This is a genomic window from Micromonospora sp. WMMC241, from assembly GCF_027460165.1.
GTDB classification, from domain to species: domain Bacteria; phylum Actinomycetota; class Actinomycetes; order Mycobacteriales; family Micromonosporaceae; genus Micromonospora; species Micromonospora humi.
In genome coordinates, this window is sequence record NZ_JAPZBF010000001.1 from 1,007,521 (window position 1) to 1,022,499 (window position 14,979).

The 14,979-nt window shown below is 73.2% G+C and carries 15 protein-coding genes; 8 read left to right on the forward strand and 7 right to left on the reverse strand.

The genetic code is table 11. The features are described from left to right. Nucleotides 1-54 precede the first annotated feature (54 nt). Together O7598_RS04870 and O7598_RS04875 are read right to left on the reverse strand one after the other, a co-directional pair. Nucleotides 55-453 carry a VOC family protein gene (locus O7598_RS04870; protein ID WP_269694749.1) on the reverse strand — a complete coding sequence of 133 codons (399 nt, stop codon included), beginning with the start codon at nucleotides 451-453 and terminating at the stop codon, nucleotides 55-57. Continuing rightward, the gene (locus O7598_RS04875) at nucleotides 450-1,022 is read right to left on the reverse strand and encodes a cob(I)yrinic acid a,c-diamide adenosyltransferase (protein WP_269690196.1); all 573 of its coding nucleotides are present in this window, start codon (nucleotides 1,020-1,022) and stop codon (nucleotides 450-452) included. Before O7598_RS04875 ends, O7598_RS04870 begins: the two co-directional genes overlap by 4 nt. Here O7598_RS04875 and murA point away from each other — a divergent pair. Both murA and O7598_RS04885 read left to right on the forward strand, forming a co-directional pair. Next, nucleotides 1,021-2,451, forward strand: a complete 1,431-nt coding sequence (murA, locus tag O7598_RS04880) for a UDP-N-acetylglucosamine 1-carboxyvinyltransferase (RefSeq protein WP_269690197.1) — start codon at nucleotides 1,021-1,023, stop codon at nucleotides 2,449-2,451. The genes O7598_RS04875 and murA overlap by 2 nt on opposite strands. Before the next feature lie 66 nt (nucleotides 2,452-2,517). Next, the gene (locus O7598_RS04885) at nucleotides 2,518-3,366 is read left to right on the forward strand and encodes a 3-hydroxyacyl-CoA dehydrogenase family protein (RefSeq protein WP_269690198.1); all 849 of its coding nucleotides are present in this window, start codon (nucleotides 2,518-2,520) and stop codon (nucleotides 3,364-3,366) included. A 28-nt stretch (nucleotides 3,367-3,394) separates the two neighbouring features. Here O7598_RS04885 and O7598_RS04890 read toward each other — a convergent pair whose 3' ends face one another. From O7598_RS04890 to O7598_RS04900, 3 genes are all read right to left on the reverse strand, one after another. After that, complete coding sequence (locus O7598_RS04890) at nucleotides 3,395-4,204, reverse strand: alpha/beta hydrolase (protein ID WP_269690199.1); 810 nt, start codon at nucleotides 4,202-4,204, stop codon at nucleotides 3,395-3,397. 78 nt (nucleotides 4,205-4,282) lie between these two features. Then, entirely contained in the window at nucleotides 4,283-5,128 is an 846-nt protein-coding gene (locus O7598_RS04895) for an ABC transporter permease (RefSeq protein ID WP_269690200.1), read from the reverse strand. After that, nucleotides 5,125-5,973 carry an ABC transporter ATP-binding protein gene (locus tag O7598_RS04900; protein ID WP_269690201.1) on the reverse strand — a complete coding sequence of 283 codons (849 nt, stop codon included), beginning with the start codon at nucleotides 5,971-5,973 and terminating at the stop codon, nucleotides 5,125-5,127. Before O7598_RS04900 ends, O7598_RS04895 begins: the two co-directional genes overlap by 4 nt. A gap of 85 nt (nucleotides 5,974-6,058) precedes the next feature. Between O7598_RS04900 and O7598_RS04905 the strand changes: the two genes are divergently transcribed. The 5 genes from O7598_RS04905 to O7598_RS04925 all read left to right on the forward strand — a co-directional run bounded on the left by O7598_RS04905 (nucleotide 6,059) and on the right by O7598_RS04925 (nucleotide 11,936). Then, nucleotides 6,059-6,583, forward strand: coding sequence for a PadR family transcriptional regulator (locus O7598_RS04905; RefSeq protein WP_091069172.1), 525 nt, complete (start codon nucleotides 6,059-6,061; stop codon nucleotides 6,581-6,583). Further along, nucleotides 6,580-7,260 (forward strand): ABC transporter ATP-binding protein, encoded by a 681-nt coding sequence (locus tag O7598_RS04910; protein ID WP_269690202.1) that lies wholly within the window; start codon nucleotides 6,580-6,582, stop codon nucleotides 7,258-7,260. The genes O7598_RS04905 and O7598_RS04910 overlap by 4 nt, the downstream gene beginning before the upstream one ends. Next, nucleotides 7,257-9,413, forward strand: a complete 2,157-nt coding sequence (locus O7598_RS04915; protein WP_269690203.1) for an FtsX-like permease family protein — start codon at nucleotides 7,257-7,259, stop codon at nucleotides 9,411-9,413. Before O7598_RS04910 ends, O7598_RS04915 begins: the two co-directional genes overlap by 4 nt. 112 nt (nucleotides 9,414-9,525) lie before the next feature. Further along, on the forward strand, nucleotides 9,526-11,520 hold the full coding sequence (locus tag O7598_RS04920) for a protein meaA (RefSeq protein WP_269690204.1): 1,995 nt from the start codon (nucleotides 9,526-9,528) through the stop codon (nucleotides 11,518-11,520). Nucleotides 11,521-11,639: 119 nt separating this feature from the next. After that, on the forward strand, nucleotides 11,640-11,936 hold the full coding sequence (locus O7598_RS04925) for a DUF1540 domain-containing protein (RefSeq protein WP_269690205.1): 297 nt from the start codon (nucleotides 11,640-11,642) through the stop codon (nucleotides 11,934-11,936). 10 nt (nucleotides 11,937-11,946) lie between these two features. Here O7598_RS04925 and O7598_RS04930 read toward each other — a convergent pair whose 3' ends face one another. Then, nucleotides 11,947-12,564, reverse strand: coding sequence for a DUF4126 domain-containing protein (locus O7598_RS04930; RefSeq protein WP_269690206.1), 618 nt, complete (start codon nucleotides 12,562-12,564; stop codon nucleotides 11,947-11,949). A 71-nt stretch (nucleotides 12,565-12,635) separates the two neighbouring features. Between O7598_RS04930 and nucS the strand changes: the two genes are divergently transcribed. Continuing rightward, a complete protein-coding gene (nucS, locus tag O7598_RS04935; RefSeq protein ID WP_269690207.1) occupies nucleotides 12,636-13,295 on the forward strand; it encodes an endonuclease NucS in 660 nt (219 codons plus the stop codon). 6 nt (nucleotides 13,296-13,301) lie between these two features. Here nucS and O7598_RS04940 read toward each other — a convergent pair whose 3' ends face one another. Continuing rightward, nucleotides 13,302-14,804 (reverse strand): aldehyde dehydrogenase family protein, encoded by a 1,503-nt coding sequence (locus O7598_RS04940; RefSeq protein WP_269690208.1) that lies wholly within the window; start codon nucleotides 14,802-14,804, stop codon nucleotides 13,302-13,304. Nucleotides 14,805-14,979: the final 175 nt, after the last annotated feature.

Below are 14,979 nucleotides of genomic sequence, written 5' to 3' on the forward strand. Positions count from 1 at the left end.
GGCGGTCGACCGGTGCAGCCCCGGAGAAGGGTGCGGCGCCGCCCCGGACGCCGCTCAGCCGGTCTCGGCGACCAGCTCGACCTCGTACCCCTGGTTGTCGGTGAGGTAGGCGGCGTAGCTGGCCGGGCCGCCGGCGTGCGGATGGCGGTCCGGGAAGAGCAGTGCCCAGCCGTGTTCGCCGGCGGCGGCGACCAGGCGGTCCACGGCGGCCGGCGGACCGGCGTGGAAGGCCAGGTGGTTGAGGCCGGGCGCGAGCCGGTCGTGGGTCCGGCCGGTGAGCGCCGGCGACTCCTCCAGCACCAGGTAGGTGGGCCCGTGCCGCCAGGAGACGCCGGCGGGCCAGTCCTGGTACGGGGTCCAGCCCAGTTCGCCGAGAAGCCAGCCCCAACTACGTCTGGCTGCCGCCAGGTCGGGTACCCACACCTCCACGTGGTGCAGGCCGCCGACGGTCAGCGCTTACCGCCCGGCACCCATAGCACATCTCCGCCCGGATTGGCCGTTCTTGACAGGATGAAGAGCAGGTCGGAGAGCCGGTTGAGATACTTCGCCGGGAGGGTGCTGGTCCGGTCGGGGTCGTGGGTGACCAGCGCCCATGCCGCACGCTCGGCGCGCCGGGCGGTCGTCCGTGCCACGTGCAGCAGTGCCGCGCCCGCGGTGCCGCCGGGGAGGATGAAGGAGTCGAGCTTGCTCAGGCGCGCGTTGTACTCGTCGCACCAGCCCTCAAGGCGCTCGACGTACTCCTCGGTGACCCGCAGCGGCGGATACGCCGGGTCCGGCTCCACCGGCGTCGCCAGGTCCGCGCCGACGTCGAACATGTCGTTCTGCACGGATTCCAGCACGGTCCGCAGCTCGTCCGGGAGCTGCCCCAGGGCGAGCGCGACGCCGATCGAGGCGTTGCACTCGTCGACGTCGGCGTACGCGGCGATCCGCGGATCGGTTTTCGGCACCTGCTCGTTGTTGCTCAGCCTGGTCATGCCGGCGTCGCCGGCCTTGGTGTAGATGCGCGTGAGGTGGACGGCCATGACGCACAGCCTACGGATACCTTACCTGACCATCCCGGTGCGGCCGGACCGGCCGACCGCGGTGGGGCCGGGCGACGCCGGCGACCCGGCGCTCGGCGACGTCGACGTCATCCGGGTGCGCGGGAACGCCCGGCTGACCGGCACCGTGCACGTGGTGGGCGCGAAGAACTCCGCGTTGAAGCTGATGGCCGCCGCGCTGCTCGCGCCCGGCCGCAGCGTGATCACCAACGTGCCCCGGATCACCGACATCGCGATCATGGGCGAGGTGCTGCGGCGGCTCGGCTGCGGCGTACGCTTCGGCCCCGACGACCCGGTCGATCCGATGGTCGCCGGCGGCGGCCGGGAACGGTCCCGCTCGGTCGTCATCGACGTGCCGGAGCGGCCGGGCGCGGAGGCCGACTACGACCTGGTCCGCCGGCTGCGCGCGTCGATCTGCGTGCTCGGGCCGCTGCTGGCCCGGCGCGGGCACGTGCGGGTGGCCCATCCCGGCGGCGACGCCATCGGCTCACGCGGCCTGGACATGCACATCGCCGGGCTGGCCCGGATGGGCGCGGAGATCTCCGGCGAGCACGGCTTCGTCATCGCCGAGGCGCCGGACGGCCTGCACGGCGCGGACATCGTGCTGGACTTCCCGAGCGTCGGCGCGACCGAGAACCTGGTGATGGCGGCCGTGCTGGCCCGTGGCGACACGACGATCGACAACGCGGCCCGGGAACCGGAGATCGTCGACATCTGCGCCATGCTGAGCCGGATGGGCGCCCGGATCTCCGGCGCCGGCACCTCGACGCTGCACATCGTCGGCGTGCCGGAGCTGCACCCGGTCCGGCACGCCACGGTGGGGGACCGGATCGTCGCCGGCACCTGGGCGTTCGCCGCGGCGATGACCCGTGGGGACGTGACGGTGACCGGCCTCGACCCGGCCTACCTGGAGGTCGCGCTGGACAAGCTGGTCTCGGCCGGCGGCCTGGTGGAGACCCGCGGCGACGCCTTCCGGGTACGGATGGACGACCGGCCGGCGGCCGTCGACGTGGTCACGCTGCCCTACCCGGGCTTCGCCACCGACCTGCTGCCGATGGCGATCGGGCTGGCCGCGGTCAGCGACGGCGGCTCGCTGATCACCGAGAACATCTTCGACGGCCGGTTCATGTTCGCCAACGAGATGATGCGGCTCGGCGCGGAGATCCGTACCGACGGTCACCACGCGCTGGTGTGCGGCCGGGAGCGGCTTTCCGGCGCCCCGGTGCGCGCCACCGACATCCGGGCCGGCGCGGGCCTGATCATCGCCGGGCTCTGCGCCGACGGCGTCACCGAGGTCTCGCACGTGCACCACGTCGACCGGGGCTACCCGGACTTCGTGGCGGACCTGCGGGCGCTCGGCGTCGAGGTGGAGCGGGGCACCGCGCCGGAGGAACCCGACCTGGCCATCTGACGGGCCTTATCCCTCGTTAAGTAGGGTTCTCCCAGACGTTGTAGAAAACGGGCGAGGGAGAAGCAGATGGCGGGTCGACTCGCGGTCGTCGGTGCCGGGCTGATGGGCTCGGGCATCGCGCAGGTGGCGGCGCAGGCGGGCTGGCAGGTGACGCTGCGCGACGTCGACGACGCGGCCACGAAGCGGGGCGTCGACGGCATCCGGAAGTCGCTGGCGAAGTTCGCCGAGAAGGGGAAGATCGAGGCGTCCGACGTCGAGGCGACGCTGGCCCGGATCACCCCGACCACCGAGCTGGAGGCGGCGGCGGACGCGGACATCGTGGTCGAGGCGGTCTTCGAGAAGATCGAGATCAAGCACGAGGTGTTCCGCGCGCTGGACAAGATCTGCAAGGCGGACGCGGTGCTGGCCACCAACACCTCGGCCATCCCGGTCACCCAGATCGCCACCGCCACGCAGCGCCCGGAGTCGGTGGTCGGCACCCACTTCTTCTCACCGGTGCCGATGATGAAGCTCTGCGAGCTGGTCCGGGGCTACAAGACCAGCGACGCGACGATGGACACCGCCCGTGGCTTCGCCGAGGAGATCGGCAAGACCGTCGTGGTGGTCAACCGGGACATCGCCGGCTTCGTCACCACCCGGCTGATCTGCGCGCTGGCGATGGAGGCGGTCAAGCTGGTCGAGTCCGGCGTGATCTCCGCCGAGGACCTGGACACCGCCTGCAAGCTGGGCTTCGGGCACGCCATGGGCCCGCTGGCCACGGTCGACCTGACCGGTGTGGACGTGCTGCTCAACGCCACCCGCAACATCTACACCGACACCGCCGACGAGAAGTTCTTCCCGCCGGAGCTGCTCCAGCGCATGGCCACCGCCGGTGACCTGGGACGCAAGACCGGGCAGGGCTTCTACCCGTACTGAGCGTGTCTACCGCCCCGCCCTGGACGGTTCACGTCCGGGGCGGGGTGAGCGCGGCGCCGAGCAGCGCGAACGCGTCCGGGATGACGGTGCCCCAGTAGCCGAAGTTGTGCCGCCCGTCGGCCCAGGCGGCGCGCGCCGGGCGCTCGGGCAGCACCCGGGCCAGCGCGCGGACGTCCTTCAGGAAGTTGTCCTGCCGGCCGCACCACAGCCCGACCGGGGTGCCGCGCAGCTTGTCCACACCGGTGAAGACCGCGTCGCCGGGGCTCACCGCGGGGGAGAAGGCGGCGGCCATCCGCAGCCATTTCGGGTACGTCTCGGCGAGCAGCAGCGCCCCGAAGCCCCCCATCGACCAGCCCCAGACGGCGAGCCGGCTGCTGTCGAAGCCCCGCCTGGCGCACCAGGTGGGCACCTCCTCACGCACCATCCGCTGCGGGTCGTCGTCCCCGGTCCGGCGCCAGGCGAGCCGGCCGCCGGTCGCGCCGGCGAGCGCGAACGGCGGGGCGCCGCGGCGTACCGCGTCGGTGAGGAAGCGGGCCAGCCCGAACCGGCCGAAGTCGCGCGGGGTGGCCGACGCGCCGTGCAGGACCAGGCAGACGGGCAGGCCGCGGCCGTCGCCGTAGCCGTCCGGCACGGCGGTCCAGAAGTCCACCTCCCGGCCGCGGGCGCCGGAGGCGATGCGGATCAGCCGCTCGTCCCCGGCCGGCGCGTCGGGCAGGGCCGGCCCCGACCCGGGCCGGGGCCCGGACAGTTGCCGGGCGGCCAGGCCGCCGACCAGCCCGACGCCGGCGATCCCCCCTGCGGCGGTCAGCAGCGCCCGCCGGCTCAACGTGCGTCCCATGCCGGCGAGTGTGCCACCTCGGGTGAGAAGGGGCCCCTTCTCTACGCCAGGCGTTAAGAAGGGGCCCCTCCTTGCACCTCAGCCGTCGCGGCGGGTGGTCCACCGGAAGGTGGTCAGGCAGAGCACCAGGCCGATCACGCACCACGCCCCGAGCACCAGCGCGACAGTGCCCAGCTCGAACGAGCCGCCGGGCTCCTGTGCGCCGAAGCTGTCCGGCAGGAAGACCGAGCGCAGCCCCTGGCACATCCACTTGAGCGGGAAGATCGCGGCGACCTGCTGCATCCAGGTGGGCAGGCTGGTGAAGACGAAGAACACGCCGGAGATGAACTGGAGCACCAGCGCGACCGGGGTGACCACTGCCGAGCCGCTGCGGGCGGTGCGGGCCAGCGACGAGATGGCGATGCCGCAGAGCGTGCAGGCGGTGACGCCGAGGACGGCGACCCAGCCGAACGTCAGCCACTTGGCGGCGGTCTGCGGCAGGTCCAGGTCGAACAGCGCGACCGAGACGGCGAGCAGCAGCGCGGTCTCGGCGATGCCGATGACCACCACCATGATCACCTTGCCGGCGAACCAGACCCACTTCGGCATCGGCGTGCCCCGGTAGCGCTTGAGCACGCCCCGGTCCCGCTCGATCGGGATCCAGATGCCGAGGTTCTGGAAGCTCACCGTCATCAGGCCGGTGGCGATCATGCCGGTGATGAAATATTGCGTGTAGCTGACGCCCGGGGCGATCTCGTCGCTGAAGATCGCCGCGAAGATCAGGATCATGATGATCGGGAAGCCCATCGTGAAGACGACGGACTCCCGGCTGCGCAGGAACTGGGTGATCTCCAGCCGACCCTGGCGCAGGGCCAGCGCGCCCGGGCCGAGCCGCCGGGCCGGCGCGGCGGTGACCGGGGCCGCCGGCTTCGTGGTGGTGGTCATGAGTGTCCGATCATCCGCAGGTAGACGTCTTCCAGGGTCGGCCGGGTCACGGCCAGGCCGGGGACCTCGCCGCCGAAGCGCGCGGCCAGCTCCGCCACCAGCGCCGTCGGCGTCGCGGTCTCCGCCGACTCCGCCAGCCCGTCCGGGGTACGCCAGGAGACGGTCGCCAGCGCCTCCTGCCGGTTGCCGAGCCGGTTCGGCGGCGCCACCTCCACCACCCGGCCGGCCGCGATCACGCCGACCCGGTCGGCGAGCGCCTCGGCCTCGTCGAGGTAGTGGGTGGTGAGCACGATCGTGGTGCCGGCGGCGGAGAGGTCCCGGATCAGCTCCCAGAACTCGCGCCGGGCCTCCGGGTCGAAGCCGGTGGTCGGCTCGTCGAGGAAGAGCAGCTCGGGGCGGCCGATGATGCCCAGCGCCACGTCGAGGCGGCGCTTCTGCCCGCCGGAGAGCGTGTGCGTACGAGCCTTGGCCTTGGCCCCCAGCCCGACCCGCTCGACGACCTTGGCCGGGTCGTCGGCGTCCGGGTAGAAGCCGGAGAAGTGCCGGACCACCTCGCCGACGGTCAGCTCGTCGAACTCGCCGGTGCCCTGGAGCACGATGCCGACTCGTGAGCGCCAGTCGGCGTCCGGCTTGGCCGGGTCGACGCCGAGCACCCGGACCTCGCCGGCGTCGCGGTGTCGGTAGCCCTCCAGGATCTCGACCGTGGTGGTTTTGCCCGCGCCGTTCGGGCCGAGCAGGGCGAACACCTCGCCCCGGTGGACGTCCAGGTCCACCCCGGCCACCGCGACGTTGTCGCCGTACGTCTTGCGCAGTCCCCGTACGGAGATCGCGAGCTGCTGGTCCATGTCTCAAGTGTGCGTCCTGCCGTCACCCGCGCCGGTCCCGGGTTCGCTATATACGCGAGGTATACACCCGGTGTAGTCTCGGTCCATGACGGTTCCCCTGACCCTGCTCGGCCTGCTCGAACGCGAGCCGAGCCACGGCTACGACCTGAAGCGTGACTACGACACCTTCTTCGGGCGCGGCAAGCCGCTGCCCTACGGGCAGGTCTACTCGACGCTCAGCCGGCTGGCCCGCGACGGCAAGGTGGTGGTCAGCGACGTCGAGCCCGGCGCCGGCCCCGACCGCAAGCGCTACGTCATCACCGACCGGGGCGCCACCGAGGTGGAGCACTGGCTGACCGAGCCGGTCGAGCCGGAGCCGCACCTGCAGACCGTGCTGTTCGCCAAGGTCGTGCTCGCCCTGATGCTGGGCCGCCCGGCCGAGGAGTACCTCGACACGCAGCGCGCCGCCCACCTGCGCCGGATGCGGGAGCTGACCGAGGTCAAGCGGGCCGGCGGGCTGGTCGACGTGATGCTCGCCGACCACGGCCTCTATCACCTGGAGGCGGACCTGAGATGGATCGAGATGGCCGGCGCCCGACTGGACGCCCTACGGAAGGCGGTACGGCGATGACCGTGACCATCGAGGCCCGGGACGTGACGTTCTCGTTCGGCGACACCCCGGCCCTGCGCGGCGCGAGCCTCACCGTCGAGGCCGGTGAGATCGTCGCCGTGATGGGCCCCAGCGGCTCCGGCAAGTCGACGCTGCTGCACTGCCTGGCCGGCATCCTGGTGCCCGACTCCGGCGAGGTCCGCTTCGGCGACGTGCGGCTCGACGCGCTCGGCGAGGCGGAGCGCAGCGCGCTGCGCCGCGACCGCTTCGGGTTCGTCTTCCAGTTCGGCCAGCTCGTCCCCGAACTCACCGCGGCGGAGAACGTCGCGCTGCCGCTGCTGCTCGGCGGCGTCCGGCGTGCCCCGGCGCTACGGTCTGCCCGCGCCTGGTTCGAGCGGCTCGGGCTGGGCGGCCTGGAGCACCGCCGCTCCGGGGAACTCTCCGGCGGGCAGGCCCAGCGGGTGGCGCTGGCCCGAGGGCTGGTCGCCCGGCCGCAGGTGCTCTTCGCCGACGAGCCGACCGGCGCGCTCGACTCGCTCACCGGCGAGGAGGTGATGGACCTGCTCGTCGACACCGCCCGGGAACAGGGCACCACCGTCGTCCTGGTCACCCACGAACCGCGCGTCGCCGCGTACGCCGACCGGGAGGTCGTGGTGCGCGACGGCCGGATCAACGCGCCGGCGGGGGTCGCCTCGTGATCGCCCTCGCGCTGCGCCTGGCCGTCGCGGGCGGCCGGGAGGCGCTCGTCCGGCTGGCCGCCATCGCCGCCGCCGTCGCGATCGGCGCCGGGCTGCTGCTCACCACCGTGGCCGGCGTGCACGCCACCAACGCCCAGCTCGGCCGGTACGCCGCGATGTATCCGCAGGAGACGCCGGGCGGCGCGGCCGACCCGCTGCTCTGGTCGACCCGGTTCGACTACTTCCACGGCACCCAGATCCAGCGCGTCGACGTCGCCGCGACCGGGCCGACCGCGCCCACCCCGGTCGGCGTGCCAGGCGTGCCCGGCCCTGGCGAGTACTACGCCTCCCCGGCGCTGCGGAAGCTGCTCGCCACCACGCCGGCCGACCAGTTGGGCGACCGCTATCCCGGCCGCGACCTTGGCGCCGTCGGCCCGGCGGCGCTCACCTCGCCGGAGAGCCTGCTGATCCTGGTCGGCGGGACGCCGGAGCAGGTGGGTGCGCTGGACCGGGTCCGGAAGGTCACCCGGGTGGCCGGCAACGAGGCGCCGCTGCCGGAGACCGCTATCGACCTCATCCTCGGCGTGGTGGCCGGCGGCCTGCTCTTCCCCGTGCTCATCTTCATCGGCACCGCGACCCGGCTCGGCGCCGCCCGCCGGGAGCAACGCTTCGCCGCGATGCGGCTGGTCGGTGCCACGCCACGGCAGATCTCGGTGGTCGCGGCCGTGGAGGCCACGCTCGCGGCGGCGATCGGCGTCGCGGCCGGCTTCGCGCTGTTCCTCGCGTTCCGCGGGCAACTCGCCGCGATCCCGTTCACCGGCATGCCGTACTTCCCCGACGACCTCACCCTCGGCGCGCCGGACGTGCTGCTGGTGGCGCTCGGAGTGCCGGCGGGCGCGGCGGTCGCGGCCCGGGTCGCGTTGCGCCGGGTGCGGATCTCCCCGCTCGGCGTCACCCGGCGGGTCACGCCGCGACCGCCGCGGGCGTACCGGTTGATCCCGCTCGTGCTCGGTCTAGCCGGGCTGGGCCTCGGCCTGCTCTACCGGCCCGTCACCGGCGACGGCCAGACCGCGCTCTTCCTACCGTCGCTGCTGCTGGTGATGACCGGGCTGGTCACCGGCGGACCCTGGCTGACCATGGTCGGCGCGCGGGCGATGGCCGCCCGAGCCGGGCGGCCGGCCACGCTGATCGCCGCCCGCCGGCTCGCCGACAACCCGGCCGCCGGCTTCCGGGCGGTGAGCGGGGTGATGCTCGCGCTGTTCGTGACGACGGTGGCGGTCGGCATCATGGGGACGATCGCCGCCGAGCGCGGCCCGGCCCCCCGGGGCTCGCTGGAGGCCGGCCGGCTGTCCTTCTGGCTGGGGGACGACGACGCGCAGGTGCCCGCCAGGCTGCCGACCGACCTGACCGCGGTACCCGGCGTGCGCAACGTCGTGGTCATCCGGGAGAACCCGGTGCGCGGCGAGGGGCACGACGACGGGGTGATCGCCTGCGTCGACATCCCGGCCGCCTACGGGCGGTGCGCCGACGGGGCGAGCGTGGCCGAGGTGACGGAGGGTCTGATCCCCTGGCGGGAGTCCGCCTCGGCGGACCGGGTATGGCCCGCCTCCGAGGTCGACCCGGCGGCCCTGCCCAAGCTGCCGGCGGGTTCGCTGGCGGTCGACGCGGACGGCCCGGCCGCGATCGAGCGGGCCCGGACGATCATGGAGGCCGCGTTCCCCGCCCACGCAGTGGCGCCCACCGTGCCGGGCGACTTCGAGTCCGACTTCGCGAACACCATGCGGGGTTGGCAGCGGCTGGCCGACGTGGTGGTGGTGTTCAGCCTCGCGCTCGCCGGGTGCAGCCTGGCGGTCGCCGTGGCGGCCGGCCTCAGCGAGCGGAAGCGGCCGTTCAGCCTGCTGCGGCTCAGCGGCGCGCCGGTGCGGCTGCTGCGCCGGGTGGTGGCGCTGGAGACCGTGGCGCCGATGCTCACCGTCGCCGCGGTCGCGGTCGGGATGGGCCTGGTCGCCGCGCACCTGTTCCTGCGCGCGCAGATGCACTACGACCTGCGCCTGCCCGGGCTCGGGTTCGCCGCCGTGGTGGCCGTCGGGCTGCTCGGCTGCCTCGCCGTCGTCGCCGCCACGCTGCCGCTGCTGGAACGCGTCACCGGCCCGCAGACCGCGCGCAGCGAATGACCCACCAGGTGGGCCGGCCACACTCCAGGGGCCGGCCGGCCCACCGGTGCGGACATCCAACTGTGTGGTTTTGCACAGCTTCTTTTACTGAACGGTAACTTAGACTCCGGCCATGGACGACGTGATGCCGGGACGCCTGCCGGAGCGGGACCGCCCGTGGGTGATGCGCACGTACGCCGGGCACTCCTCCGCCGCGGCCTCCAACGCGCTCTACCGCCGCAACCTGGCCAAGGGGCAGACCGGGCTGTCGGTCGCGTTCGACCTGCCCACCCAGACCGGGTACGACCCCGACCACGAACTGGCCGCCGGCGAGGTGGGCCGGGTCGGCGTGCCGGTGGCGCACCTCGGCGACATGCGTGCGCTCGTGGACGGCATCCCGCTGGCCGACATGAACACCTCGATGACGATCAACGCGCCGGCCATGTGGATGCTCGCGCTCTACGGCACCGCCGCCGTCGAGCAGGGCGCCGAGCTGCGCCGCTGCGCCGGCACCACGCAGAACGACATCATCAAGGAGTACCTGTCCCGGGGGACCTACATCTTCCCGCCGGCCGCGTCGCTGCGGCTGACCGCCGACGTCGTCGCGTACACGCTGCGGGAGATGCCGCGGTGGAATCCGGTCAACATCTGCTCGTACCACCTCCAGGAGGCCGGCGCGACGCCGGTGCAGGAGGTCGGCTTCGCGCTCGCCACCGCGGTCGCCGTGCTGGACACCGTGCGCGACTCCGGGCAGGTGCCGGCCGAGCGGATGGGCGACGTGGTCCAGCGGATCTCGTTCTTCGTCAACGCCGGGGTGCGCTTCGTCGAGGAGATCGCCAAGATGCGCGCGTTCGGCGCGCTGTGGGACGAGATCACCCGCGACCGCTACGGCGTGACGGAGGCGAAGCAGCGCCGGTTCCGCTACGGCGTGCAGGTCAACTCGCTGGGCCTGACCGAGGCGCAGCCGGAGAACAACATCCAGCGGATCGTGCTGGAGATGCTCGGCGTCACGCTCTCCCGGGACGCCCGGGCCCGGGCCGTGCAGTTGCCCGCCTGGAACGAGGCGCTCGGCCTGCCCCGCCCGTGGGACCAGCAGTGGTCGCTGCGCATGCAGCAGGTGCTGGCGTACGAGTCGGACCTGCTCGAATATCCCGACCTGTTCGAGGGGTCGCACGTGATGACCGCGCTCGTCGACGAGATCGTGGCCGGGGCCCGGGTGGAGCTGGACAAGGTGCTGGAGATGGGCGGCGTGGTGGCCGCCGTGGAGTCCGGCTACCTCAAGAGCGCGCTCGTCGCCTCGCTGGCCGACCGCCGCCGGCGGATGGAGTCCGGCGCGGACGTGGTGATCGGCGTCAACCGGTTCACCGAGACCGAGCCGTCCCCGCTGACCGCGGCCGGCGCCGAGGCGATCGAGCAGGTCGACCCCGCCGTCGAGGCGGACGCCGCGGCCGGCGTACGACGGTGGCGGGCCGACCGGGACGCGGCGGCCGTCGACGCGGCGCTGGACCGGCTGCGCGCGGACGCCGCGACCACGACGAACCTGATGCCGGCGACGCTCGCGTGCGTGGCCGCCGGGGTGACCACGGGGGAGTGGGCGGGCGCGCTGCGCCAGGTGTTCGGCGAGTACCGGGCGCCGACCGGGCTGTCCGGAGCGGCCGGCGCCGGCGGCGACGCGAGCCTCGCGGCGGTCCGCGAGCGGGTCGCCGCCACCGCCCGCGAGCTGGGCAGCGGCCGGCTGCGCCTGCTGGTCGGCAAGCCGGGGCTGGACGGGCACTCCAACGGCGCCGAGCAGATCGCGGTGCGCGCCCGCGACGCCGGCTTCGAGGTGATCTACCAGGGCATCCGGCTGACCGCCGGGCAGATCGTGGCCGCCGCGGTGGAGGAGGACGTCGACCTGGTCGGCCTCTCCGTGCTCTCCGGCTCGCACCTGGCCGCCGTGCCGGCGGTGCTGGACGGGCTGCGCGCCGCCGGGCGGGGCGACCTGCCGGTGGTGGTGGGCGGCATCATCCCGCCGGCCGACGCCGAGGCGCTGCGGGCCGCCGGGGTGGCCCGGGTGTTCACGCCGAAGGACTTCGCGCTCACCGGCATCATCGATGAGCTGGTCACCGTCATCCGCGAGCGGATGTAAGGCGGGGCCCCCGGTTAACGCATCCGGTAGAGGCGGGGCCCCTTCTTAACGCCGGATCCGGCCCGGTGAAGCGGTGAAAAGCCTAAAGTCGGGGCAAGACACCACGGAAGGGCGGAATGATGACCGCGTCGATCGAGATGCCCCGGGTCCAGGAATGCGCCGTCCGGTCCTGCGCCTACAACCACACGAACGACTGCCACGCGTTCGCCATCACGATCGGCAGCAGCGACCACGCCCACTGCCACACCTACGTGGACATGCCGGTGCGCGGCGGCATCGAGCAGCTGACCGCCCAGGTCGGCGCCTGCTCGCGGTCCGACTGCCAGCACAACTCCGACCTGGAGTGCCACGCCCCGGCCATCACCGTCGGTCCGGACATGGACATGGCCGACTGCATGACCTATCGCAGCCGCTGAGGCGGCACGGTCAGACGCGGAAGCCGGCCGCCCGGGCCGCCTCGCGTTCCCGGCGTCGGTCCCTGCGGCGGCGGAACAGCCAGACCACGAACGCCACCAGGCCGACCGCGAACACCAGCACCAGCACCGGCAGCAGGATCGCCACCACCGACATGATCACGCTGGTGGCGTCCTCGGCGGTGCTGGCCACCGGCGCGCCGAAGCCGGCCGTGGTCGCGTTGACCACCGGCCGGGCGGCGGCCTTGAGCAGGTGCACGCCGAGCGCGATGAGCACGCCGACCACCACCGGCACCCACTGGTGGGTGGAGAAGAACGTGTCCGGGTCGCTGACCGTCACCGTCTCCGAACCGGACCCGGCACCGAACGCCAGACCGCCCGCGGTCGGCCGCACCACCGTCTGCACCATGTCGTTGACGTGGTCGACCACCGGCACCTTGTCGGCCACCACCTCGACCGCGAGCAGCACGGCGAGGATCAGCAGGACCCAACCGTTGCCCAGCCACTGCCAGCCGCTCGGCAGCTCGATCAGGTTGGTGTAGCGGGCCAGCAGGCCCATCAGCATCAGCGGGATGTAGGCGTTGAGGCCCGCCGAGGCGGCGAGACCGGAACCGGTGAGGACTTCGAGCACGATCTCAATATGGCACCGGTGCGCCAGTGGCGCTCGTCGGCGCCGGCCGAGGGCTCGGCTACCCTCGTCGGGTGCGGTTGGTCATTGCGAAGTGCTCGGTGGACTACGTCGGACGACTCTCGGCTCACCTGCCGCCGGCCACCCGGCTGCTCATGGTGAAGGCGGACGGCTCGGTGTCGATCCACGCGGACGACCGGGCCTACAAGCCTCTGAACTGGATGAGCCCGCCGTGTCGGCTGGAGGAGGCGCCCGGCGTGTGGCGGGTGGTCAACAAGGCCGGCGAGGAGCTGCGGATCACCCTGGAGGAGATCTTCCAGGACACCTCGTACGAGCTGGGGGTCGACCCCGGCCTGCGCAAGGACGGCGTCGAGGCGCACCTGCAGGAGCTGCTCGCCGCCAACCCGGGGACGCTGGGCGAGGGCTACACGCTGGTCCGCCGCGAGTACATGACCGCGATCGGCCCGGTCGACCTGCTCTGCCGCGACGCCAACGCCGGCGCGGTCGCGGTCGAGGTGAAGCGGCGCGGCGAGATCGACGGGGTGGAGCAGCTCACCCGCTACCTGGAGCTGATGAACCGCGACCCGCTGCTCGCGCCGGTCACCGGCGTCTTCGCGGCGCAGGAGATCAAGCCGCAGGCACGGGTGCTCGCCACCGACCGCGGCATCCGCTGCGTGGTGGTCGACTACGACAAGCTGCGCGGCATCGAGCGCGACGAGCTGACGCTGTTCTGACCGGGCTCAGCGCTTCCGGCCGTACATCAGCTTGGCCACCCGGACCAGGCGGGCGACGTCGGCCGGGGTGCGCTCGAACGTCATGGCGGGCAGCAACGAGCGGGCCCGCCGGCGGGTGATCGCCTTGGGGCGGCCGAACTCGCGCAGCCCGTCCTCGCCGTGGATCCGCCCGAAGCCGGACTCGCCGGTGCCGCCGAACGGCAGCGTCGACATGCCGGCGAACGTCAGCGCCGAGTTGACCGAGGCCATCCCGGAGCGCAGCCGCCGCGCCACGGCCACCGCCCGCGCCCGGCCGAAGACCGAACCCCCGAGGCCGTACGGCAGCGCGTTGGCGCGCTCGACGGCCTCGTCGACGTCGCGGACCCGGCTGACGGTCAGCGTCGGGCCGAACGTCTCCTCACGGACGGCGGTCGAGTCCTCGGGCACGTCGACCAGCACGGTCGGGTGCACGTACGGCGGCTGCACCGCCGCCGGGCCGCCGAGCACCGCCCGGCCGCCCCGGGCGACGGCGTCGTCGATGTGCCTCCGGATCACGTCGATCTGGGACGGCATGGTGATCGGGCCGAGGTCGGCGCCCTCAGCGCCCACGGTCAGCCGGCCGGCCTTCGCCACCACCTTGTCGACGAACGCGTCGAAGACCTGGTCGACCGCGTAGACCCGCTCGATGCCGATGCAGGTCTGGCCGGCGTTGGTGAGGCCGCCCCACACGGCCGCCTCGGCCGCGGCGTCCAGGTCGGCGTCGGAGTCGACGATCATCGCGTCCTTGCCGCCGGCCTCCAGCAGCACCGGGGTGAGCGTCTCGGCGCAGGCCGCCATCACCTTCTTGGCGGTGGCGGTGGAGCCTGTGAAGGCCACCTTCGCCACCCCGGAGCGGCACAGCGCCGCGCCGACGTCGCCCAGCCCGTGCACCGCCTGGAACACCGGCTGCTCCGGCACCACCTCGGCGAACCGGTCGACCAGCCACTGGCCCACGGCCGGGGTGTATTCGCTCGGCTTGAACACCACCGCGTTGCCGGCGGCCAGCGCGTAGGCGGCGGAGCCGATCGGGGTGAAGACCGGGTAGTTCCACGGGCCGATCACGCCGATCACGCCGTGGGGCTGGTATTCCAGGTGGCCGGTGAACTCGGCGAGGATCAGCCGGGAGCGGACCCGCCGGGGGCCGAGCACCCGTCGGGCGTTGCGCGCGGCCCAGTCGACGTGCTCCAAAGCGGTGAGGATCTCGACCACGGCGTCACCGACCGGCTTGCCGCCCTCGGTGTGCATCAGGTCGGCCAGCTCCTCGATGCGCCGGGCGAGCACCCCGCGCCAGCGCTGGAGCCGGTCCCGCCGGGCGGTGAAGCCGAGCCCGGCCCACCACTCGGCGGCGGGGCGGGCCCGCTCGACGGCGGCACGCACGTCGGCCTCGGTCGCCACCGGCAGCCGGCCGGCCTCCGCGCCGGTCGCCGGGCTGGTCGACACCAGCCGGCCGTCGGAGATGAGCGGGGTCCCGGGGACATGCACGGCGGTCATGGCCGCAGTCTAGACCCGAATATTACTCACCGGTAGGTGTCGCGGGGCCCGCACGCTGCCCGTACCGACCGCGATCGTATCGACGTCAGTTAATGGCCGATCGCGCCCTTCCCGGCCGTCCGAACGGCGAACGGGAGTTGACCACCCGGGGTCGCGGGGGTGACCGCGCGGTGGT

What these genes read in the sequence shown, in the direction of transcription:
- murA (WP_269690197.1), top strand. Translation starts at nt 1,021, where the DNA reads ATGACGCACAGCCTACGGATACCTTACCTGACCATCCCGGTGCGGCCG.
- O7598_RS04875 (WP_269690196.1), bottom strand. Translation starts at nt 1,022, where the DNA reads ATGGCCGTCCACCTCACGCGCATCTACACCAAGGCCGGCGACGCCGGC.
- O7598_RS04885 (WP_269690198.1), top strand. Translation starts at nt 2,518, where the DNA reads ATGGCGGGTCGACTCGCGGTCGTCGGTGCCGGGCTGATGGGCTCGGGC.
- O7598_RS04890 (WP_269690199.1), bottom strand. Translation starts at nt 4,204, where the DNA reads ATGGGACGCACGTTGAGCCGGCGGGCGCTGCTGACCGCCGCAGGGGGG.
- O7598_RS04895 (WP_269690200.1), bottom strand. Translation starts at nt 5,128, where the DNA reads ATGACCACCACCACGAAGCCGGCGGCCCCGGTCACCGCCGCGCCGGCC.
- O7598_RS04900 (WP_269690201.1), bottom strand. Translation starts at nt 5,973, where the DNA reads ATGGACCAGCAGCTCGCGATCTCCGTACGGGGACTGCGCAAGACGTAC.
- O7598_RS04905 (WP_091069172.1), top strand. Translation starts at nt 6,059, where the DNA reads ATGACGGTTCCCCTGACCCTGCTCGGCCTGCTCGAACGCGAGCCGAGC.
- O7598_RS04910 (WP_269690202.1), top strand. Translation starts at nt 6,580, where the DNA reads ATGACCGTGACCATCGAGGCCCGGGACGTGACGTTCTCGTTCGGCGAC.
- O7598_RS04920 (WP_269690204.1), top strand. Translation starts at nt 9,526, where the DNA reads ATGGACGACGTGATGCCGGGACGCCTGCCGGAGCGGGACCGCCCGTGG.
- O7598_RS04925 (WP_269690205.1), top strand. Translation starts at nt 11,640, where the DNA reads ATGACCGCGTCGATCGAGATGCCCCGGGTCCAGGAATGCGCCGTCCGG.
- O7598_RS04940 (WP_269690208.1), bottom strand. Translation starts at nt 14,804, where the DNA reads ATGACCGCCGTGCATGTCCCCGGGACCCCGCTCATCTCCGACGGCCGG.